The 21,452-nt window shown below is 73.6% G+C and carries 19 protein-coding genes and 1 pseudogene; 12 read left to right on the top strand and 8 right to left on the bottom strand.

All coding sequences use genetic code 11. The features are described 5' to 3' along the window. Positions 1 to 120: 120 nt before the first annotated feature. On the top strand, positions 121 to 2,427 hold the full coding sequence (locus ACWPXV_RS12690) for an amidase (protein ID WP_454085549.1): 2,307 nt from the start codon (positions 121 to 123) through the stop codon (positions 2,425 to 2,427). 53 nt (positions 2,428 to 2,480) lie between these two features. Here the strand turns inward: ACWPXV_RS12690 and ACWPXV_RS12685 are convergent, their stop codons facing one another. Both ACWPXV_RS12685 and ACWPXV_RS12680 read right to left on the bottom strand, forming a co-directional pair. Beyond that, positions 2,481 to 3,161, bottom strand: coding sequence for an HAD family hydrolase (locus ACWPXV_RS12685; RefSeq protein WP_454085548.1), 681 nt, complete (start codon positions 3,159 to 3,161; stop codon positions 2,481 to 2,483). A gap of 44 nt (positions 3,162 to 3,205) precedes the next feature. Further along, on the bottom strand, positions 3,206 to 4,024 hold the full coding sequence (locus tag ACWPXV_RS12680) for a hypothetical protein (protein ID WP_454085547.1): 819 nt from the start codon (positions 4,022 to 4,024) through the stop codon (positions 3,206 to 3,208). 163 nt (positions 4,025 to 4,187) lie between these two features. Here ACWPXV_RS12680 and ACWPXV_RS12675 point away from each other — a divergent pair, with 163 nt between their 5' ends. The 5 genes from ACWPXV_RS12675 to ACWPXV_RS12655 all read left to right on the top strand — a co-directional run bounded on the left by ACWPXV_RS12675 (position 4,188) and on the right by ACWPXV_RS12655 (position 10,690). Continuing rightward, complete coding sequence (locus ACWPXV_RS12675; protein ID WP_454085593.1) at positions 4,188 to 5,561, top strand: GntP family permease; 1,374 nt, start codon at positions 4,188 to 4,190, stop codon at positions 5,559 to 5,561. Between the two features lie 8 nt (positions 5,562 to 5,569). Beyond that, on the top strand, positions 5,570 to 6,340 hold the full coding sequence (locus ACWPXV_RS12670) for an SDR family oxidoreductase (protein WP_454085546.1): 771 nt from the start codon (positions 5,570 to 5,572) through the stop codon (positions 6,338 to 6,340). Positions 6,341 to 6,351: 11 nt separating this feature from the next. After that, positions 6,352 to 7,368: an L-idonate 5-dehydrogenase gene (locus ACWPXV_RS12665; RefSeq protein WP_454085545.1), complete on the top strand. Its 1,017-nt coding sequence runs from the start codon at positions 6,352 to 6,354 to the stop codon at positions 7,366 to 7,368. A 69-nt stretch (positions 7,369 to 7,437) separates the two neighbouring features. Next, on the top strand, positions 7,438 to 9,486 hold the full coding sequence (locus ACWPXV_RS12660; protein ID WP_454085544.1) for a S9 family peptidase: 2,049 nt from the start codon (positions 7,438 to 7,440) through the stop codon (positions 9,484 to 9,486). Positions 9,487 to 9,508: 22 nt separating this feature from the next. Continuing rightward, positions 9,509 to 10,690 (top strand): PP2C family protein-serine/threonine phosphatase, encoded by a 1,182-nt coding sequence (locus ACWPXV_RS12655; protein ID WP_454085543.1) that lies wholly within the window; start codon positions 9,509 to 9,511, stop codon positions 10,688 to 10,690. Between the two features lie 60 nt (positions 10,691 to 10,750). Here ACWPXV_RS12655 and ACWPXV_RS12650 read toward each other — a convergent pair. The 4 genes and pseudogenes from ACWPXV_RS12650 to hisC form a co-directional block, all read right to left on the bottom strand. Continuing rightward, a pseudogene (locus ACWPXV_RS12650) lies at positions 10,751 to 12,138 on the bottom strand (dihydrolipoamide acetyltransferase family protein). 8 nt (positions 12,139 to 12,146) lie between these two features. Then, positions 12,147 to 13,163 carry an alpha-ketoacid dehydrogenase subunit beta gene (locus tag ACWPXV_RS12645; RefSeq protein ID WP_454085542.1) on the bottom strand — a complete coding sequence of 339 codons (1,017 nt, stop codon included), beginning with the start codon at positions 13,161 to 13,163 and terminating at the stop codon, positions 12,147 to 12,149. Then, a complete protein-coding gene (gene pdhA, locus ACWPXV_RS12640) occupies positions 13,160 to 14,305 on the bottom strand; it encodes a pyruvate dehydrogenase (acetyl-transferring) E1 component subunit alpha (RefSeq protein WP_454085541.1) in 1,146 nt (381 codons plus the stop codon). Before pdhA ends, ACWPXV_RS12645 begins: the two co-directional genes overlap by 4 nt. A gap of 173 nt (positions 14,306 to 14,478) precedes the next feature. After that, positions 14,479 to 15,567, bottom strand: a complete 1,089-nt coding sequence (gene hisC / locus ACWPXV_RS12635) for a histidinol-phosphate transaminase (RefSeq protein ID WP_454085540.1) — start codon at positions 15,565 to 15,567, stop codon at positions 14,479 to 14,481. A gap of 51 nt (positions 15,568 to 15,618) precedes the next feature. On the opposite strand from hisC, the gene ACWPXV_RS12630 reads away from it, so the two are divergent. After that, positions 15,619 to 15,993: a phage holin family protein gene (locus ACWPXV_RS12630; protein WP_454085539.1), complete on the top strand. Its 375-nt coding sequence runs from the start codon at positions 15,619 to 15,621 to the stop codon at positions 15,991 to 15,993. A 1-nt stretch (position 15,994) separates the two neighbouring features. Here the strand turns inward: ACWPXV_RS12630 and ACWPXV_RS12625 are convergent, their stop codons facing one another. Then, positions 15,995 to 17,521: a hypothetical protein gene (locus ACWPXV_RS12625; protein ID WP_454085538.1), complete on the bottom strand. Its 1,527-nt coding sequence runs from the start codon at positions 17,519 to 17,521 to the stop codon at positions 15,995 to 15,997. Further along, the gene (locus tag ACWPXV_RS12620) at positions 17,518 to 17,760 is read right to left on the bottom strand and encodes a hypothetical protein (RefSeq protein WP_454085537.1); all 243 of its coding nucleotides are present in this window, start codon (positions 17,758 to 17,760) and stop codon (positions 17,518 to 17,520) included. The genes ACWPXV_RS12625 and ACWPXV_RS12620 overlap by 4 nt, the downstream gene beginning before the upstream one ends. A 189-nt stretch (positions 17,761 to 17,949) precedes the next feature. Here ACWPXV_RS12620 and ACWPXV_RS12615 point away from each other — a divergent pair, with 189 nt between their 5' ends. The 5 genes from ACWPXV_RS12615 (at position 17,950) to ACWPXV_RS12595 (ending at position 21,398) form a co-directional block, all read left to right on the top strand. After that, positions 17,950 to 18,450 carry a low molecular weight protein-tyrosine-phosphatase gene (locus tag ACWPXV_RS12615; protein WP_454085536.1) on the top strand — a complete coding sequence of 167 codons (501 nt, stop codon included), beginning with the start codon at positions 17,950 to 17,952 and terminating at the stop codon, positions 18,448 to 18,450. Positions 18,451 to 18,517: 67 nt separating this feature from the next. Then, entirely contained in the window at positions 18,518 to 20,017 is a 1,500-nt protein-coding gene (purB, locus tag ACWPXV_RS12610; RefSeq protein WP_454085535.1) for an adenylosuccinate lyase, read from the top strand. A 123-nt stretch (positions 20,018 to 20,140) separates the two neighbouring features. Continuing rightward, complete coding sequence (locus ACWPXV_RS12605; RefSeq protein ID WP_454085534.1) at positions 20,141 to 20,767, top strand: vitamin K epoxide reductase family protein; 627 nt, start codon at positions 20,141 to 20,143, stop codon at positions 20,765 to 20,767. Between the two features lie 69 nt (positions 20,768 to 20,836). Continuing rightward, the gene (locus ACWPXV_RS12600) at positions 20,837 to 21,118 is read left to right on the top strand and encodes a metal-sensitive transcriptional regulator (protein ID WP_152188789.1); all 282 of its coding nucleotides are present in this window, start codon (positions 20,837 to 20,839) and stop codon (positions 21,116 to 21,118) included. A gap of 25 nt (positions 21,119 to 21,143) precedes the next feature. Then, a complete protein-coding gene (locus tag ACWPXV_RS12595) occupies positions 21,144 to 21,398 on the top strand; it encodes a heavy-metal-associated domain-containing protein (RefSeq protein ID WP_454085533.1) in 255 nt (84 codons plus the stop codon). Positions 21,399 to 21,452 lie beyond the last annotated feature (54 nt).

The following is a 21,452-nucleotide window of genomic DNA, read 5'->3' as shown; positions in this document are numbered from 1 at the left end:
AGGTAAAGGCAACGAAACAGATGTGTGACGTGCCGGTAATGCCCCGTCCGTAACGTCCGAACTCCGGACCGTCCGGAGACTCAGGGGGTAGGACCTATGCATCACCCACGCAGGACGACCATGCGGCTCGCGGTCGCGGCGCTCATCCCGTCGGTGGCCCTCACGCTCGTCGCCGTCCCGGCGCGCGCCGCGGAGGAGGCCGACGAGAGCCTCGTGACGGAGGCGACGATCGCCTCCATCCACGAGGCCTTCGCCGAGGGCGACATGTCGTGCACCGACCTCGTGCAGGCCTACATCGACCGCATCGAGACCTACGACGCCGAGACGACCAACTCCGTCCAGGTCGTCAACGACGAGGCGCTCGCCACGGCTGCCGAGCTGGACGCCACGTACGCCGAGGACGGGCTGAGCGGCCCGCTCCACTGCGTCCCCGTCCTCGTCAAGGACCAGGTGGAGACCGCCGACATGCCCACGACGTACGGGTCGGCGATCTTCTCCGGCTTCGAGTCGGGCCGCGACGCCACGATCGTCGCCCGGATGCGGGACGCCGGCGCCGTCATCCTCGCCAAGACGAACATGGGCGAGTACGCGAGCGGCTGGGCCGGCTCGTCCTTCGGGGTGTGCCGCAACCCCTACGACCTCGCCCGCGCGGCAAGCAGCTCCTCGTGCGGCACCGGCGCGGCGGTGGCCGCGAACTTCGGGGCCGTCGGGATCGCGGAGGACACCGGAGGCTCCACACGTGGGCCGGCCGCCTGGAACAACGCCGTCGGCCTGCGCCCGACGACCCCGCTCATCAGCCGCTACGGGATGATGCCGGCCAACCCCAGCTACGACACCCTCGGGCCGCTCACCCGGACGGTGGAGGATGCCGCGATCGTCACGAGCGTCATCGCCGGGCCGGACGCCAACGACCCGCTGACCGCGCAGGCGGACGGCCACGTCGCCGAGGACTACGCCGCGGACCTACGGGCCGAGGCCCTCGAGGGCACGCGCATCGGCGTCATCCGGGAGCCGCAGTCCGGTGACACCGACATCACCGCCCCCGACTACGCCCGCGTCCAGACCGTCGTCGACGCGGCCTACACCGACATGGAGCGCCTGGGCGCCGAGATCGTCGAGGTCGAGGTGCCCGACCTGCGGGCCCTGCTCGCCGCGTACTCGACGGGCGGTGCCGAGACCGAGGCCGCGACCAACGCCTACCTCGCCACGCTCGCCGAGATCGCCGACCCGCCGGTCTCGACCTTCGAGGAGATCGCCACCTCCCCGCTCGTCACCCCGACCCGGCAGGCGAGCCTCCGCGCGCTCCTCGGCCGGACCACCGAGGACGCCGACTACATCGAGGGCGAGCAGATGCGCCAGCAGCTGCGTGACGCCGTCACCGCCGTCATGGAGGACAACGAGCTCGACGCGCTCGCCTACGCCACCTTCGACCACGAGCCGCCCGTCATCCCGGCCGACCAGCTGACCAACCCCGGCGCGATGGCCGGTGTCCGCCAGGGCAGCAACCGCAGCCTGGCGCCGGTCACCGGCTTCCCGGCGCTCGCGGTCCCCGCCGGCTTCACCACCGCCGGCCTGCCCGTCGGCATCGACCTCCTCGGCCTGCCGTGGTCGGAGAAGTCCCTCTTCGAGCTGGCCTACGCCTACGAGCAGGGCACCGGGCACCGCGTCGCACCCGCGGACTTCCCCGCGCTCCCGGGCGAGCCCACCCCCGTCCCCGAGCCGCAGCCCGAGCCGAGCCACTCGCCCGTCTTCCACCTCAGCAACGACTGGCGCGGCACCACGGCCGTGTCATTCCCCTACGGCCGGAGCACCGACGAGGTCCTCATCGGCGACTGGGACGGGGACGGCAAGGACTCCGTCACGGTGCGCCGCGGGAACCGGTTCCACATCTCCAACGCCCCGCGCGGCGGGGACGCCGACGTGGTCCTCACCTACGGGCGACCCGGTGACGTCGTCCTCGTCGGGGACTGGGACGGGGACGGCACGGACACCTTCACGGTCCGCCGCGGGGCGACCTACCACGTGAAGAACTCCCTGCGCGGCGGGGACGCCGACGCGGTGTTCCGCTACGGCCGGGAGGCCGACACGGTGCTCGTGGGTGACTGGGACGGCAACGGGACGGACACCTTCGCGGTGCGCCGGGCCGCGACGTACCACGTGAAGAACTCCCTGCGTGGCGGGGACGCCGACACGGTGTTCACCTACGGCCGCGCCGCCGACGTCACCCTCGCGGGCGACTGGGACGGCAACGGGACCGACACCTTCGCCGTCCAGCGCGGGCGGACCTTCCACGTCACCAACACGCTGCGCGGCGGCGCGGCCGAGACCGCGGTGACCTTCGGTCGCGCCGGTGACGAGGTGCACGTCGGTGACTGGGACGGCAACGGGACCGACACCCTCGGCGTCCGCCGGACGCCCACCCGCTGACGACCCACCTCGACGGGGGCCTGCAGCCGGTCGGCTGCGGGCCCCCGTTCGGTTCAGCCCTCCCAGGCGTGACGCAGGGGGGAGGAGTCGAGGTCCTCGAGGATCGCGGCGACCGAGCGGTAGACCGCCACGGCGCCGGCCTCGCGCAGCTCGGCCTCGCTGACGCCGCCGGTGAGCACGCCGACGCAGGGCACGCCGGCGCGGGCGGCGGCCTCGACGTCCCACACGGTGTCGCCGACGAAGACGGCCCGCTCGGCGGGGACCTCGGCGGCGCCGAGGGCCTTCTGGACGAGGTCCGGGTCCGGCTTGGCCTCCTCGACGTCCTGGGCGGAGGTGATGGCGTCGACGTCGTCGGAGATCTCGAGGAGGCGCTCGAGGATCTCCAGCTCCGCGGGGGCGGCGGAGGTCGCGAGGACGACCTTCGCCCCGCGCTCCTTGAGCGCGGCGACGAGCTCGACGACGCCGTCGAAGCGGTGCACCTCGTCCGCGGCCTGCGCGTAGTACTCGGTGTGCTTCTCCTTGGCGGCCTCGCCGAGCTCCTCGACGCGGTCCCCGAGCAGCTCGGCGAGGAGCAGCTCCCCGCCCATGCCGATGGACCGGTGGATGCGCCACGCGTCGACCGGGTGCCCGACCTCGCGGAAAGCCCGCGCCCAGGTGAAGGTGTGGACGTAGTTGGAGTCGGCCAGGGTCCCGTCGATGTCGAGCAGGACGGCGCCGGGTGCGTCAGTAGGCATGGTCCCGTTGGTACCCCAACCGGGGGTCTGCCGCATCCGCTCGGCTACTCCTCCGTCTCGCCGGCAGCGTCGAGGCGGGTGCTCATGTCGCTGTACCAGGCCAGGGCGTCCATGCCCTCCAGGCCCAGCTCGCTGGCGACGGCGAGGAGCACCTGCTCCCGCTCGGCCTCGAGCGCGTCACCGAGGGTGACGTCGGGACCGGCGAGGGCCTGCTGCAGCCGCCGGGCGAACCACTCGGCCACCTCCACCGCGACCGGCGAGGCGTGCTGCGCGGCCATGTGCTCGCCCTCGACGAGGACGAGCTCGACCGCCTGCACGGCGCGCCGCATGAGCTCGTAGTCCTCCAGCCGGGCGCGCAGGTCCTCCGACACCTCCTGCAGCGCCCGCGCGCGGCTCTCCGCGCGGACGTGGTCGAGCAGGCCCGCGAGGTCACCCTCGGGCGGCAGACCCAGCCGCAGCTGCGCACGGCGCACCTCCCCCAGGCCCGGAATCGCGGCGACGGCGGCGTCGAACACCGGCACGACGGCCTCGACGGCGGCACGGGCGCGCGTGAGGTAGACCTCCCGCACCCCCTCGGTCAGCCGGTCCCAGGTGTCGCTGCCGGCCGCCTCCCGCAGGGCCAGGCGCCGCGCGGCCTCGGGGACAGCCTGCTCGACGACGTCGGCGAGCATCGCCGCCGGGTCGTCGGCGCGGTCCTCGCGCGGCTCGGCCGCGAGCTCGGCGCGCAGCCGGTCGCGCTCCTCGCGCAGCCAGTGGATCTGGCGCTGGGCCGCGGACAGGGCGCGCGCCAGCTCGACCTCGACCGAGCCCGCCGGCTCGGCGAGGAGCTCCTCCTGCTCAGGAACGCCGTCGTCGACCGCCACGGCTCCCACGCTAGCGGCCCCGACGGCCCACCTGGCGGGCCGGCGCGGCGAGTCGCGCCTCCCCCTTGGGCCGGCCGTCAGTCACCGCTACTGTGCGAGGCAGCGTCGACGGCGCTGCCCCGGCGGGGGAGCCGGGGTCACGACACCCGAGGGGGCTCCCGTGATCGAAGGTTGGACTCAGACATTGGGGGCCGGGCCGCTCCTGGCCATCGCGGCCAGCGCGATCGCCCTCATCCTCGTCCTCGTCATCGTCTTCAAGCTGCACGCGTTCCTCACGCTCATCCTCGTCTCGCTGCTCACGGCGTTCGTCACGGGGATCCCGGCCGGCGAGATCGTGCCGGCGCTCGTGACGAGCTTCGGCGGCACGCTCGGGAACGTCGCCCTCCTCATCGCGCTGGGCGCCATGCTCGGCAAGCTCATCGAGCACAGCGGTGGCGCGCGGGTGCTCTCGGAGAAGATGGTCACCGTCTTCGGGGAGAAGCGGGCGCCGCTCGGGCTGGGCGTCGCGTCCCTCGCCTTCGGCTTCCCGATCTTCTTCGACGCCGGCCTCATCGTCATGCTGCCGATCATCTTCGCCGTCGCCCGACGCCTGGGGAACAACGTCCTCCTGTACGGCATCCCCGCCGCGACCGCGTTCTCGGTCATGCACGTCTTCGTGCCCCCGCACCCCGGCCCGGTGGCCGCCTCCGAGCTCTACGGTGCCGACGTCGGCCTCGTGCTCGTCGTCGCCATCGTGCTCGCCTTCCCGGTCTGGTACCTCGCCGGCTACCTCTGGGGCACCTTCGTCGGCAAGCGCTTCATCCTCCCCGTGCCCGCGCTCTTCGGCACCGACGACGACACGCAGGTCAACCCGCCCAGCGTCGCGACCGTCGTCGGGATCCTCCTCCTGCCCCTCGTCCTCATCTTCTTCAACACCGGCCTCGACTTCCTCGGCACCGCCGGCGTCGTCGACGAGTCCGAGACCTGGGTCCAGGTGCTCTCGTCCGTCGGCACGGCCCCCGTGGCGCTGCTCATCTCCGTGATCGTCGCCCTCTTCGTCCTCGGCCACCGCCGCGGCGAGAACGGCACGGCCCTGGAGAAGATCGTCGACTCGGCGCTCGGCCCGGTCGCCTCCGTCATCCTCATCACCGGCGCCGGTGGCATGTTCGGCGGGATCCTGCGCCTGTCCGGCATCGGTGACGCCCTCGCCGACGTGCTCGGTGACACCGGCATCCCGGTCATCCTCGCGGTGTGGCTCATCGCCGTCATCCTCCGCGTGGCGCAGGGCTCGGCGACGGTCGCGCTCGTCACCGCGGCGGGCCTCATGGCGCCCGCCGTCCTCGCGGGCGGCTTCAGCGAGATGCAGATCGTCGCGATCACGCTCGCGACGGCGGCCGGCTCGGTCTTCGCCAGCCACGTCAACGACTCCGGGTTCTGGCTCGTGGGCCGCCTCATGGGGATGGACGTCAAGACGACCCTCAAGACGTGGACGGTCCAGCAGAGCCTCCAGTCCGTCGTCGGCTTCCTCTTCGCCCTCGCCGTCTTCGCGATCTTCTAGGAGCCGGCGTGAACAGCCCGCTGTTCGACATCACCGGCCGGCTCGCCCTCGTCACCGGCTCCTCCCGCGGCCTGGGCCTCGCGCTGGCCGCCGGCCTGGCCGAGCACGGGGCCCGGGTGGTCCTGCACGGGCGCGACCAGGGGGCGCTCGCCCGTGCCCGCGAGCAGGTCGCCGCGGGCGGCGGCGCGGAGGTCCCCGCCGTGAGCTTCGACGTCACCGACTCCGCCGCCGTCCGGGAGGGTATCGCCGGGCTCCTCGCCGAGCACGGCACCCCGGACATCCTCGTCAACAACGCCGGGATCCAGCGCCGCGCCCCTTTCAACGACTTCGACCCCGCCGACTGGGACGACATCGTCGCGGCCAACCTCAGCAGCGCCTTCTACGTCTCCCAGCAGATCACCCGGGGGATGGCCGAACGGGGCTCGGGCAAGGTCGTCAACATCGGTTCCGTGCAGTCCCAGCTCGCCCGGCAGACCATCGCGCCCTACTCGGCGACCAAGGGTGGCCTCGTCATGCTCACCAAGGGCATGGCCGCCGACCTCGCCCGCTTCGACATCCAGGTCAACGCGATCTCCCCCGGCTACTTCGCCACGGAGCTCAATCGGGCGCTCGTCGAGGACGAGGACTTCACCCGCTGGGTGGTCGACCGCACTCCGGCCCGCCGCTGGGGCCGGGTCGAGGAGCTGGTCGGCACGCTCGTCTACCTGTGCTCGGACGCCGCAAGCTTCGTGTCGGGCCAGAACGTCTTCGTCGACGGCGGCATGACGGCCGTCGTCTAGGAAGGAGCCTCGTGCGCGCGATCGTCATCAGGGGCAAGGAGGACCTCGAGCTCGTCGAGGTCCCCACACCCGAACCCGGTCCCGGTCAGGTCCGCCTGCGAATGGCCTACGCCGGCATCTGCGGGTCGGACCTCCACTACTACTACGACGGCGCGAACGGGGCCTTCGTCGTGCGCGAGCCCCTCGTGCCGGGCCACGAGGTCTCCGGGACGGTGGACCTCGACCCCGCCGGCGAGCTCGCCCCGGGCACCCCGGTGACCGTCCACCCCGCGACCTTCGGCGAGGTGCGACCCGGCGTGGAGGACCGCCCGCACCTGTGGCCGGGCGGCGCCTACCTCGGCAGCGCCTCGACCTGGCCGCACACGCAGGGCGGGATGAGCGAGTACCTCCTCGTCGACCGGTCGATGGTGCGGGTCCTGCCCGCGTCGCTGCCGCTGCGGCGCGCCGCCCTCGCCGAGCCGCTCGCCGTCGGGATGCACGGGATCGCGCTGGCCGGCGGCGTCGCGGGCCAGCGCGTCCTCGTCACCGGCGCCGGGCCCATCGGGCTGCTCACCGCTGCCGCCGCCCTCGCCGGGGGCGCCGCCGAGGTGACGGCCACCGACGTGCTGCCCGGGCCGCTCGGGCGTGCCCGGGCCCTCGGCGTGCACGCCACCGTCGACGTGAGCCGGGAGGAGGTGCCGGCAGAGGCCTACGACGTCGTCCTCGAGTGCTCGGGCGTGCCGGCGTCGATCACCACCGCCTTCCGCGCCGCCCGCCGCGCCGGGGTGCACGTCCAGCTGGGGATGGTGCCGGACGAGCCGAAGGGCCTCAACCTCGCGCCGGTCATCTCCAAGGAGCTCACCGTCCACGGCTCCTTCCGCTTCCGGGACGAGATCGACGCCGCGGTCGCGCTGCTCGACGCGCAGCCCGGCATCGAGCAGGTCATCACCCACGAGCTGCCCGCCGACCAGGCACTGGAGGCCTTCGCCGTCGCCCGCGACTCCGAGGCGTCCGGCAAGGTGCTCGTCACGCTGTGGCCCGAGGAGTAACCCCACCGCCTCCGCCGAGTACGAATCTGCGGGCCGACCGTGGCCGGGGCCACGTGATAGGACAGGTCCGTGAGCGACACTCCCTTCCACGACCTCGACGACTACATCGCCCTGCCCCGCCTCGGCGGGCTGGCGATCTCCCCCGACGGGCAGCGCCTCGTCACCGCGGTGAGCGCCCTCGACGAGGACCGCACGAAGTACCAGCCCGCCCTGTGGGAGGTGGACCCGGCCGGCGAGCGCCCGGCCCGCCGCCTCACCCACGGCCCGAGCGGGGAGTCCCAGCCGACCTTCACCGCGGACGGTGACCTCCTCTTCGTCGCCAGGCGCGGCACCGACGACGACGCGCGCCCCGCCGTGTGGTCCCTGCCCGCCGCGGGCGGCGAGGCGAGCATGGTCGCCGCCCACCCCGGTGGGGTCTCGGGCGTGAGCGCGGCCGCGCGGGCCGCCGTCGTCGTCGTCATGGCCGACGCGCTGCCCTCCGCCGGGGACGTCGACGAGGACCACCGCCTGCGCAAGGAGCGCACCGAGCACAAGGTGAGCGCGATCCTCCACAGCGCCTACCCGGTGCGGTACTGGGACCACGACCTCGGCCCGGACCTGCCGCGGCTCTACGCGGCGGAGCCCTCCGACACGGAGCCCGCGAAGGACGCCGCACACCGCGGCAGCCACGCCCTGCGCGAGCTCACCCGCGCCGCGGGCGCCGCGCTCACCGAGGCGTCCACGGACCTCGCGGCCGACGGCAGCTTCCTCGTCACGACGTGGAACGTGCCCGTGGCGCGCGGTGCGGTGCGCACCCAGCTGTGCCGCGTGGACCTCACCGACGGCGCGCGCGCCGTCCTCGTCGACGACACCGAGGCGGAGGTCGGCGGCCCGCGGATCAGCCCCGACGGCCGGCTCGTCGCCTACGTGCGCGAGGCGCTCAGCACCGCCGAGCAGGCGCCGCGGATGTGGGTCGAGGTCGTCGACGCGGACGGCGGCGAGTCCCGCGCCCTCACCCGCGAGTGGGACCGCTGGCCCGCGCAGCTGCGCTGGCTGCCCGACTCCTCCGGCCTGCTCGTCGTCGCCGACGACGACGGCCGCTCGCGCCTCTTCCACGTCGCCCTCGACACCGGCGCCGTCACCCGGCTCACCGACGAGGGCGCGCTCACCGACGTCGTCGTCGCCCCGGACGGCACGGCGGCCTACGCGCTGCGCGCCTCCTACGAGTATCCCGCCGAGGTCGTGCGCATCGACCTCGGCGACCTCACCGGCGAGGCGGAGGTGACGGCGCTGCGCGGTCCCGCCGAGCGGCCGGACCTGCCCGGCACCCTCACCGAGGTGGAGACCACCACCGCGGACGGCACGCGGGTGCGGGCCTGGCTCGCGCTGCCCGAGGGCGCGAGCGCGGACGCCCCGGCGCCCCTGCTGCTGTGGATCCACGGCGGCCCGCTGGGCTCGTGGAACTCGTGGTCGTGGCGGTGGAACCCGTGGATCATGGTCGCGCGCGGCTACGCCGTGCTGCTGCCGGACCCGGCACTGTCGACCGGCTACGGGCAGGACTTCGTCCAGCGCGGCTGGGGCGCGTGGGGCGAGGCGCCGTACACCGACCTCATGGCGGTCACCGACGCCGTGGAGGAGCGCGCGGACGTCGACGCCTCCCGCACCGCCGCCATGGGCGGCTCCTTCGGCGGGTACATGGCCAACTGGGTGGCCGGGCACACCGACCGCTTCCGCGCCGTCGTCACCCACGCGAGCCTGTGGGCGCTGGACGCCTTCGGCCCGACGACGGACGCCGCCTGGTACTGGGGCCGGGAGATGTCCCCGGAGATGGCGCTGGCCAACTCCCCGCACCTGCACGTGGGCAGCATCCGCACCCCGATGCTCGTCATCCACGGGGACAAGGACTACCGCGTGCCGATCGGCGAGGGCCTGCGGCTCTGGTACGAGCTGCTCTCCCGGTCAGGCCTCCCGGCGGACGAGAACGGCGCGAGCCCGCACCGCTTCCTCTACTTCCCCGACGAGAACCACTGGATCCTCACGCCCCAGAACGCCAAGGTCTGGTACGAGGTCAACCTCGCCTTCCTCGCCGAGCACGTCCTGGGCGAGGAGCCGGGGGACCTGCCGCCCACCCTGGGCTGAGGCGCCCCCGTAGGGTGGGGGCGTGAGTACCGACGACGACCTGGGCGCCGCACTGCGCTTCCTCGCCTCCCTCCTGGACGGTGCGCACCGGGCGACGCCGGACGAGCTCATCGGCGCCATCGCCCGGGCCGGGCTGACGATGGGCTGGGAGCTCGTCATCCACCTTGTCACCTTCGACCAGCTCCGGCTCGTCCCCCTCACGTCCGAGGGGGACGAGCTGGGCCTGGACACCCCCGCCGGTGAGGCCTTCCGCACCATGCGCGCGGTCCACGACGGCGACACCTCCTGGGTGCCTCTCGTCGACGGTGTCGAGCGGCTCGGTGCGCTGCGCGCCGTCGCCCTGTCGCCCGACCGTCGCCCGTCCGAGCACCCCGAGACCCTGCGCTGGGCGTCGATACTCATCGGCCACCTCGTCGCCGTCGTCACGCCCTACGGGGACCTCATCACCCGGATCCGTGGCGGCGGCAACCGCACCGTGGAGGCCGAGCTGCTGTGGAACCTCCTGCCGCCGCTCACCTACGCGACCAACGACCTCGTCATCGCCGGGCTCCTGGAGCCGAGCGAGAAGGTGGCCGGGGACGCCTTCGACTACGCCGTCGAGGGCGGCCGCGCCGACATCGCGCTCTTCGACGGGACGGGCCACGACCTCAGCTCCGGCCTGCTCACCTCCGTGGCGCTGGCCACCTACCGCAACCAGCGGCGTCGCGGCGCGGACCTCGTCGGCTGCGCCCGGGAGATCGACCGCGTCCTGCTCGAGCAGACCGACGCCGCCGGGTACGCCACCGGCGTGCTGGCCCGGCTCGACACCGCTACTGGCGTGCTCGACTACCTCAACGCCGGGCACCCCCACCCTCTTCTCGTGCGGGACGGGACCGTTCGCGAGGCGCTCGACCACTCCGGGCGTCCCCTCTTCGGCCTCGGCGGCCGGGAGGCGACGGCCGGCCGGCTCCAGCTCGAGCCCGGCGACCGGGTGCTCCTCTACACCGACGGCATCACCGAGGCGCGCGACGCCGACGGTGCGTTCTTCGGGGTGCCGCGTCTCGTGGCACTGCTCGAGGAGCACGGGGGCACGCCCGCGCCCGAGACGCTGCGCCTCGTCGTGCGCGACGTTCTCGTCCACCAGCGCGGCGTCCTCCAGGACGACGCGACCCTGCTCCTGCTCGAGTGGTCACCCGGCGGCGGGCTGGACCTCCTGCCCGTCTAGGACGCGCGCTCGCGACGGGCCGCGGTCCCATTCACGACGACGGTGCGGTGAGGACCTGGGTCAGCTCCAGACGAGGCCCATGTCGGGGTTCTCCAGGAGGCGGGCCACGTCCGCCAGCACCCGCGCGCCGAGCTCGCCGTCGACGAGCCGGTGGTCGAAGGACAGCGCGAGCTGGGTGACCCAGCGCGGCTTCACCTTGCCCTTGTGGACCCACGGCTGCTTGCGGATCGCCCCAAAGGCGAGGATCGCCGACTCCCCCGGGTTGAGGATCGGGGTCCCGGTGTCGATCCCGAAGACGCCGACGTTCGTGATCGTCACGGTGCCGTCGGTCATGTCCTTCGGGGTCGTGCGTCCGGCCCGCGCGGTGGCGGTGAGCCCCGCGATCGCCGTCGCCAGCTCGTGCAGGTCCAGGCGGTGGGCGTCCTTGATGTTGGGCACCACGAGGCCACGGGGCGTGGCCGCGGCGATGCCGAGGTTGATGTAGTGCTTGTAGACGATCTCCTGGCTCTCGTCGTCCCACGAGGCGTTGATCTCCGGGTGGCGGCGCACCGCGAGGAGCAGCGCCTTGGCGGCGAGGAGGAGCGGGGTGACGCGGACGTCAGCGAAGGCGCGGTCCTCCTTGAGCCGGGCGACGAGCCTCATCGAGCGGCTGACGTCGACGGTGTGGAACACCGTGACGTGCGGGGCGGTGAAGGCCGAGCTCACCATCGCCTCGGCGGTGCGGCGGCGCACCGAGCGCACCGGCACGCGGGTCTGGCGCCCGTTGGCGGACACGACGCCGTCGGCGAGCCACGGCTTGTCGTCGTCCGGGTAGGTCGCCAGCTCCTGCGCCTCCGAGCGCTTGGTGTGGGCGAGGACGTCCTCGCGGGTGACGATCCCGCCGGGGCCCGTCGCCGCGACGGCGGTGAGGTCGACACCGAGGTCCTTGGCGAGCTTGCGCACCGGCGGCTTGGCCAGCACCGCGGGCGAGACCGCCGCGCGGCTCGCGGCGGGCGCGCCCTGGCCGCGGTCGGGGCGCGGGGCGGGCGGGGTCTGGGGGCGGGGACCCCGGGGCGGCCGCGGGTCCTGGGCTGCCGGCTCCGCGGCGGGGGCGGACCGGCGACGACGGCGGGTGGTGGAGCCCTCCTTCGTCCCCGAGCCGACGAGCACGTCACCGCTCGCCGACGACGCGGCGGGGCGCCGTCGTCGGCGGCCGCACCGCCGGGGTCGACGTCGACGACGACGATCGGCGTGCCCACCGGCACGGTCTCGCCCTCGCGGACGAGGAGCTCGGTGACGACGCCCGCCCACGGGACCGGCAGCTCGACGAGGGACTTGGCCGTCTCGATCTCGACGATCACCTGGTTGACGTCGACGGTGTCACCGACGGCGACCCGCCACTCGGCGACGTCGGCCTCGGTGAGGCCCTCACCGACGTCGGGCAGCTTGAACTGCTGGTACTTCGGCACCGGTTCTCCTAGTACGCCAGGGCGCGGTCGACGGCGTCGAGCACCCGGTCGAGCCCGGGGAGGAACTCCTCCTCGTGCGCCGATGCCGGGTAGGGCGTGTGGAAGCCGCCGACGCGGAGCACCGGTGCCTGGAGGCTGTAGAAGCACTCCTCGGTGACGCGGGCGGCGAGCTCGGCGCCGGGGCCGAGGAAGGTCGTGGCCTCGTGGGCGACGACGAGCCGGCCGGTGCGGCGCACCGACTCGGCGACCGTGGGGACGTCGAGCGGGGACAGCGAGCGCAGGTCGAGGACCTCGAGCTCCTGTCCGTCGGTCGCCGCCACCTCGGCGGCGCGGAGCAGGGTCTTGACGGTGGGGCCGTAGCCGACGAGCGTCGCGTCGCGGCCGGCGCGCACCACCCGGGCGCCGTGCAGGCCGGTCGTGATGCCGGCCTCGCTGAGGTCGACGGGTGCCTCGACGTCGACGTCCTCCCGGTCCCAGTACCGGGCCTTGGGCTCGAAGAAGAGGACGGGGTCCGGCGAGGCGATGGCCTGCTGGATCATCGTGAAGGCGTCGGCGGCCGTGGCGGGGGTGACGACCCGTAGCCCGGGGGTGTGCGCGAAGAGCGCCTCGGGGGACTCGCTGTGGTGCTCGATGGAGCCGATCCCGCCGCCGAAGGGCACCCGGATGACGACCGGCACCTCGACCCGGCCGCCGGACCGGTAGCGGAGCTTGGCCAGCTGCGTGGTGATCTGGTCGAAGCCGGGGAAGATGAAGCCGTCGAACTGGATCTCGCAGACGGGCCGGTAGCCGGCCATCGCCAGGCCGATCGCGGTGCCGACGATGCCGGACTCGGCGAGCGGCGTGTCGACGACGCGCTGGGGGCCGAACTCCGCCTGCAGCCCGTCGGTCACGCGGAACACCCCGCCCAGGGCGCCGATGTCCTCGCCCATGAGCATGACCTTCTCGTCACGCCGCATGGCCGCACGCAGGCCCGCGTTGACGGCCTTGGCGAGCGGGAGGGGGGTGGCGGTCGTCGTCGCCGTCATCGGTCGGCCTCCGCGAAGGACTGCTGGTAGTCGTCGAACCAGGCGCGCTCGGCCTCGACCTGCGGGTGGGGGGCACCGTAGACGTGGTCGAACATCGTCTCCGGGCCGGAGGGGGTGAGCGCACGGCAGTACTCGCGGGTCGACTCGCCGAGCTCGTCGGCCGCGGCCGCGACCTCGGTGAGGAAGTCCTCGTCCGCGTGGCCCTGCTCGGTGAGGTAGGTGCGCAGACGGGCGATCGGGTCGCGCTCGCGCCAGTAGTCCTCCTCCGCGCTCGTGCGGTAGCGCGTGGGGTCGTCGGCGGTCGTGTGGGCGCCCATCCGGTAGGTGTAGGCCTCGATGAGGGTGGGTCCGCCGCCGCTGCGCGCGCGCTCGAGGGCCTCGGCGGTGACGGCGTAGCTGGCGAGGACGTCGTTGCCGTCGACGCGCACGGAGGGGATGCCGACGCCTGCGCCGCGGCGGGCGAGCGGGACGGTGGTCTGGCCGCTCGCGGGCACGGAGATCGCCCACTGGTTGTTCTGGCAGACGAAGACGACCGGCGCCTTCGTCACGGCCGCGAAGACCATGGCCTCGTGGACATCACCCTGCGAGGTGGCGCCGTCGCCGAAGTAGACGACGACGGCGCGGTCCCGGTCGGGGTCCCCGGTGCCGACGTCGCCGTCGCGCTGGGCGCCCATGGCGTAGCCGGTCGCGTGGAGCGTGTGGGAGCCGATGACGAAGGTGTAGAGGTGGAAGTTGTGGGCGGCCGGGTCCCAGCCGCCGTGCTCGACGCCGCGAAAGACCCGCAGCAGCTCGCGCATGTCCATGCCGCGCGTGTGAGCGACGGCGTGCTCCCGGTAGGAGGGGAAGGCGAAGTCCTGCCGGCGCATGGCCCGGCCGGAGCCCACCTGCGCGGCCTCCTGGCCCAGGCTCGGGGGCCACAGGCTGAGCTCGCCCTGGCGCTGGAGCGCGGTGGCCTCGGCGTCGAAGCGACGGGCCAGCACCATGTCGCGGTAGAGCCCCCGTAGCTCGGCGGGGCCCAGCCCGGCGGCCCACCGGTCGTAACGGCTGTGGCCGAGGCGACGACCCTCCGGGTCGAGAAGCTGGACGAGCGTGTCGGGATCTGCCGGGCTGCTCGCCTCAGGTCGCGGTGTCAGTGTGTCCATGGTGGTGACCACCTCCATCGGTCCTGCCTCCTCTGCGCCCGGGGGTCGGCCCCGAACCTACGCCAGCGTAGGCTACGGAACCGTAACTTACGCTTGTAGGGGGTCTACAGAACCCGACGGCGGCAGTTGTGCAGGGTCGGGCAGCCGTTGCCGGAAGCGACAACGCCGCTGCGTCAGAGCGCGCGCGAGCGCTGCAGCGCGAGCCAGTCCTCGGCCAGCCGGAGGACGAGGTCGTTGCCCTCAATCTCCCCGACGCTCACCCGCACGCCCTCCCCGTCGAAGGCCCGCACCATCGCACCGGTGCCGGCCACCTCACGGGCGAAGGAGGCGGAGTGGCGGCCGACGGCGAGCCAGTAGAAGTTCCCGTGCGACTCTGGGATGCTCCAGCCCATCTCACGCAGGGCGGCGAGCACGCGGCTGCGCTCGGCGACCACCCGGTCGCAGCGCTCGGCCACGGCGTCGGCCTCCCGCAGGACCGCGAGGGCGGCGGCCTGGGCGAGGGCGTTGACGCCGAAGGGGGTGGAGGCGGTCCGCAGCCCGCGCGCGAGTCGCGGCCGGGCGACGGCGTACCCGACCCGCAGGCCGGCGAGGCCGTAGGCCTTGGAGAAGGTGCGCAGGACGAGGACGTTCTTGTACTCGGCCGCGAGCGCCAGCCCGCCCACGGCCTCCTCGTCGCGGACGTACTCGACGTAGGCCTCGTCGAGGACGACGAGCACCTCGCGCGGCACGCGGGCGAGGAAGGCGCGCATCTCGTCCTCGCGGACGACGGTCCCGGTGGGGTTGTTGGGGCTGCACACGAGGACGGCACGGGTGCGCTCGGTGACGGCGTCGGCCATGGCCTCGAGGTCGTGGCTGCCGTCCCCCCGCAGCGGGACCGGGACGCTGCGGGCACCGGCGACCTGGACGGCGATGGGGTAGGCCTCGAAGGAGCGCCACGCGTGGACGACCTCGTCGCCGGGTCGGCACGCCGCCTGGAGCGCCGTCTCGAGGACGGCGACCGAGCCGTTGCCGACGACGACGCGCTCGGCGTCGACCCCCACGTGCTCGGCGATGGCGGCGGTGAGCGCGGTGGCCGCCATGTCCGGGTAGCGGTTGAGGTCGGCGGCCGCGTCGATGACGGCGCTGAGGACCGCGGAGGACGGCGGGAAGGGGTTCTCGTTGGACGAGAGCTTGTACGCGGACCGTCCCGCCGGTGGGCGCTGGCCCGGGACGTAGGCCGGCAGGGAGTCGATGTCCGCGCGGAAGCGGAACGCTGGAGCCATGCCGCCATGATCGCACTCCCGGCGAGGGGCCCGACGTGGCACGATCGCCGCATGCGCTTCCTCGTGCGGCTCGTCGTCAGCTCGGTGGCCATCTGGCTCACCTCCCTCCTCCTCGACGGGGTGACCCTCACCGAGGCCGAGGGCTGGGAGCAGGTGCTCGTCGTCGGCGTCGTCGGCCTCGTCTTCACGCTCGTCAACCTCGTCGTCAAGCCGGTCGCCAAGCTCCTCACGCTGCCGCTGACGATCCTCACCCTCGGCCTGTTCCTCCTCGTCGTCAACGCGCTCATGCTCATGCTCACGAGCTGGCTGACGAGCTTCACCGACTGGGGGCTGTTCGTCGACGGCTTCTGGTGGGCGCTCCTCGCGGCGCTCGTCATCTCGGTCGTCAGCGGCATCCTCAACGCTGTGCTGCCGGGCGAGCGCTGACTCACCCCCTCTCCAGCGTGAAGCGGGTGGCCGTGACGCGGGCGCCCGGGGCACCCGTGACGTCCGCGAGCCGCTCCGCCAGGTGGGCGACCGACCGCTCCCCGGCGTCCACGGCCAAGCGGGCGGTGCGGGTGTACTCGGTGATCGAGTGGGAGTCCGAGGGTGGGACCTCCAGCCGGGTGAGCCCGGTGGTGCCGGTGGCGAGGGAGCGGCTCACCGTGGTGCGCGCGTCCTCCGCGGGGTTGGAGGTGCCGTCGAGCCCGACGAAGGGGTCCTCGAGGTGCTCGAGGTGGAGCACCTCCGTGCCCGCGGGGGTCGGCAGGTGGCCGACGGGCGACCCGGCCGTCACGACCGTGGTGATGGAATAGCGCAGGCGCACGAGCGGGTCGGCCGCCAGGCGCATGGCCGCGAGGCCGCCCTGGCTGAAGCCGACGACGGCGACCGCCTCCCCGGGCTGCACGCCGGCCAGCCGCAGCGCCTCGGCGGCGCCGATCTCGACGTCGCTCACCATGCCGCCGTAGGTCTCGACGTTCGTGAGGTTGTCCACGGGGTTCCGCCCGCCGGGGACCATCGCCTGGGTGCTCGGCAGCAGGAGGACCCACGAGCGCGTGCCGTCCGCGTGCTCGACGCGGCGCACCTCGAGGGTGCCCGGGGCGGCGCCGTGGTCCTGGTGGATGCCGTGGAGGCTGTCGACGACGGCGGGCAGGTCCGGCGGGGCCGGGACCTCGCGCGGGGGGGGCACCGTGAGCGTGAGGTCGTCGGCGGCGCGGGGACGCCGGCCGGTGAGGGCGTGGAAGGCGGCGACGACCGGGATGACGAGCCGCTGGGCGCCAGTGAGGGCGGCGGGGTCGATCTCGCGGCCGTCGTAGACGAAGGGGCCGGGGACGAGGAACCAGGGGAAGACGTTCTGCCCGTGCTCCCCGAGCTCGCGGACCGCCACGTCCAGGGCGATGCCGTCGGGTGGGAGGTCGTCATCCCCGTGGATGACGTTGACGATCTCCCCGAGGGCGTCGAGGGCGTGGCCGAACGCGGTGGTCGGCTCCATGCCGGGCAGGCGACCGACGAGGGTGAGCCGGTCCGCCACGGCGAACACCGCCTCGTGGGGCATGACGAGCATGCGCAGGAACCCGACCAGCGACGGTCCGGGGGGTCGGGCGTGGGCGGCGAGCTCGGCCTCCTCGTACAGAAGCCGGGCGTAGCGCAGCGACAGGAGGAGCTCGAGGACCTCCTCGCCGAGCCGGCGCGCACCCCACCCGCCGTCGAGCGCGTCCTCGACGGCGGACTCCGCGGTGGCGGCGAGCGCCGGGGACCAGGTGGCGTCCAGCGCGAGGTCGCGCCGGGCGGCGCTCAGGGTGCTCTCGAGGTGGCCGACCTCCCCGCGCAGCCCGTCGAGGAGCGCGTCGATGGCCAGGAGCTCCTCGACGTCCACCCGGGTGGCCCCCACCCCTCCGCGCACGTGGACGGAGGTGCGGTGGCGGGCGTCGCCCACCGCGCCGTCGGCGTCGTGGCTGTGGAGGAGCGCGGTCACCGCTCCTCCCAGGCCTCGGCGGCGGCAGCGGCGCGCGCGGCGGGCCGGGCCCGCGCGGCCGCGAGGGGGGCGCCGAGCCGGTACGCGTGGTGGAGGAGGTCACCGAGGCGGGCGGCGAACTCGTCCGCGGCCGGCGAGCGCCACTGCTCGGGGTAGGCGGCGCGCAGCGTGTCCTCGATGGCGGCGAGGACGCCGGTGGCGCTCGCGACGTTCGCGCACCCGTCCCCGCCCCGCCCCACCCGTCCACGACGACGGGGTGCAGCTGCTCGTGCTCATCTCGCCCTCCTGCGGCTCGTCCTGCCCCGAACCTAGGGGCGCCGCCCGACGGCGGGACGGGCCACCGTCGTCGGCTGGGGACGCGCCGCGCACGTCGCGGACCTGTTGCGCACCCGGTGGCTCTCCCCGGCACCCCGGGCGAGAATGTGGTCATGTCCCCCTTCACCGTCTCCTTCGTGTGCACCGGCAACATCTGCCGCTCCCCCATGGGCGAGGTCGTCCTCCGCGACCTCCTCGAGCGGGAGGGCCTCGCGGACCGGGTGCGGGTCGTGTCGGCGGGCACCGGGGACTGGCACGTGGGCGGCCCGGCCGACCCGCGCGCGGTGAGCACGCTCAAGCAGTACGGCCTGGACGGCGAGCAGCACCGTGCGCAGCAGTTCGGGCGGGAAAGCTTCGCCGAGGTCGACCTCGTGCTCGCGCTCGACCGCGGCCACGAGCGGGCGCTGCGCACCCTCGCCCCGACCCCGGAGGACGCGGACAAGGTCCGGCTGCTGCGCAGCTTCGACGCGGACGCCGTCGCCGCCGGTGAGCTCGAGGTGGACGACCCCTACTTCGGCGACGACGCGGACTTCGTCACCACCTACGAGGAGGTGCTGCCGGCCTGCGAGGGGGTGGTGGCCCACCTCAGGGAGCGCCTGGCCCTCACCCGCTGACGGCGGAGGCCGCAAGACGCGTGGACGGGGCGGCTCGCGGTGCCCGGGCTCTGGGAGACTGGGGGCCATGAGCGAGCAGCCCAGCACCACGTCGTCCGCCAGCCTGTCGGCCGGAGCCGCTCCGGGCCGGCACCGCGTCCCCCTCGCGGACCTCGAGCCGCCGATCGCGCTCGGCCCGCTCGACGGGCGCTACCGCGGCGTCGTCGCCCCGCTCGTCGACCACCTCTCCGAGGCGGCCCTCAACCGGGCCCGGCTCGACGTCGAGGTCTCCTGGCTCGTCCACCTCACCACCTCCGGCGCCCTGCCGGGAGCCCCGCAGCTGAGCGACGCGGACGTCGCCTACCTGCGCGGCGTCGTCGACTCCTTCGGGGCGGAGGAGATCGCCGAGCTCGCGGAGATCGAGCGCGAGACCCGGCACGACGTCAAGGCGGTGGAGTACTTCCTCAAGCGGCGGCTGGCCGCGGCCGCCGAGGCCGTCGGGCCGGACAGCCCGCTGCCCGCCGTCGGGGAGATCGTCCACATCTTCTGCACGAGCGAGGACGTCAACAACCTCTCCTACGCCGTCACCATCCGCGACGCCGTCCGCCAGGTGTGGCTGCCCGCGGCGATCGCCCTCGTCGGTGACCTCGCCGAGCTCGCCCGCGAGACGGCCGAGGTGCCGATGCTCTCGCGCACCCACGGCCAGACGGCGACCCCGACGACGCTCGGCAAGGAGGTCGCGGTGCTCGCCGCCCGCCTGCGCCGCCAGCTGCGCCGCGTCTCCGCGGCCGAGTTCATGGGCAAGATCAACGGCGCGACGGGCACCTACGGCGCCCACGTCGTCTCGGTCCCGGAGACCGACTGGCAGGCCGTCTCGCGCTCCTTCGTCGAGGGTCTGGGCCTCACCTGGAACCCGCTGACGACGCAGATCGAGGCGCACGACTGGCAGGCCGAGCTCTACGCCGACATCGCCCGCTTCAACAGGATCCTGCACAACCTGTGCACGGACGTGTGGACCTACATCTCCCTGGGCTACTTCCGCCAGCGCCTCGCGGCCCAGGGCTCGACCGGCTCCTCGACGATGCCGCACAAGGTCAACCCGATCCGCTTCGAGAACGCCGAGGCGAACCTCGAGATCTCCTCCGCGCTCCTCGACACCCTCGGCGCCACGCTCGTCACCTCGCGCCTCCAGCGCGACCTCACCGACTCGACGACGCAGCGCAACATCGGCGTCGCGCTCGGGCACTCGCTGCTCGCCGTCGACAACGTCCGCCGCGGCCTGGCGGGCCTGGACGTCGACGCCGCCGCCATGGCGCGCGACCTCGACGACTCGTGGGAGGTGCTCGGCGAGGCCGTCCAGTCCGCGATGCGCGCGGCGTCCGTCGCGGGCGCCGAGGGCATGGCCGACCCCTACGAGCGGCTCAAGGAGCTCACCCGCGGGCGCCGCGTCGACGCCGAGGGCATGCGCGGCCTCGTCGCCGGGCTCGGGCTGCCCCGCGACGTCGAGGAGCGGCTCCTCGCGCTCACGCCGGCCACCTACACGGGGCTGGCCGCCTCGCTCGTCGCCCACCTCGACGACGTGGGCTGACAGACCGCCGCTCCCTCTCGCGCCGAGAGCCGGATTCCTCCGCTGAGGAATCCGGCTCTCGGCGTCAGGGGGTGGGGACCTTGGTCCGTGGGATTCGTCCGAATCGGCCCGGACGATGAGCGGGTGAACCTCACCGAGACACGCCCGGGCCTACGGCAGATCCGGCACACCGACGGCTGGATCTTCGCGACCATGCTGCTGTCCGCGTGCCTCAGCCTCACCGCCTCCTTCGTGCTGTCGGTCGACGCGGTCACCCTCGCGGCCGACCCGAACGCCCAGCTGACGTGCAACATCAGCTCGGTGCTCAGCTGCGGCGCGGTCGGGGTCTCCTCGCAGGCGGCAATCTTCGGCTTCCCCAACGCCTTCCTCGGGCTGGTCGCGGAACCGGTCGTCATCACGATCGCCGTCGCGGGCCTCGGCGGGGTGCGGTTCCCGCGCTGGTTCATGTTCGCCGCGCAGGTCGTCTACACGCTCGGGGTCGTCTTCGCCTACTGGCTCTTCTACCAGTCGATGTTCACCATCGGCGCCCTGTGCCCGTGGTGCCTGCTCGTCACGCTCTCGACGACGCTCGTCTTCGCCACGCTCCTGCACTACAACATCCGCGAGAACAACCTCTTCCTCACCCCTCGCGCCCACGAGCGCGCACTGGCCTTCATCCGCGCGGGCTGGGACGGCGCCGTCGTCATGGCCTGGGTGGGCGCCGTCGTCGTCGCCATCATCCTCAAGTACGGCGCCGACCTCCTGCCCTGACACTCCCCTCCCCGTGGCGGGAATACCCCTAGGGGGTATACCGTTGACGATGACGGAAGGGAGCATCACATGGCCGGCTACAGCGGCACGAAAGAGGACTACGCCCGGCGCCTGCGGCGCATCGAGGGCCAGGTCCGCGGCATCGCCCGCATGGTCGACGAGGACACCTACTGCATCGACGTCCTCACCCAGATCTCCGCCGTCACCAAGGCGCTCCAGGCGGTCGGCATCGGCCTGGTCGAGGACCACCTCGGCCACTGCGTCGTCGACGCCGCCCGCTCCTCCCACGAGGAGGGCGCCGAGAAGGTCCGCGAGGCGAGCGAGGCCATCGCCCGGCTCGTCCGGTCATAGATCCCTACCCACCCAAGGAGTACCCATGAGCACCGACCCGTCGCCCATCGACCGCACCACCGTCCTCGAGGTCCAGGGCATGACCTGCGGGCACTGCGTGTCCGCCGTGACGCAGGAGCTGGAGACCGTCAAGGACGTCTCCAAGGTCAGCGTCATCCTCCGCAACGGCGGGACCTCGGAGGTCACGGTCGTCTCCGACGCCGTCCTCGACGAGGACGCCCTGCGCGCCGCCGTCGACGAGGCCGGCTACAGCGTCACCGCCATCCACACCGACAACTAGGCCACCAAGGAGGCCACCGTGTCATCCCCCACCACCACACCGTTCGCAGAGATC

The organism is Georgenia sp. Marseille-Q6866 (assembly GCF_965111665.1).
Note: the sequence above shows the minus strand (reverse complement) of the source record. Positions and strands in the feature narration are given on the sequence as shown.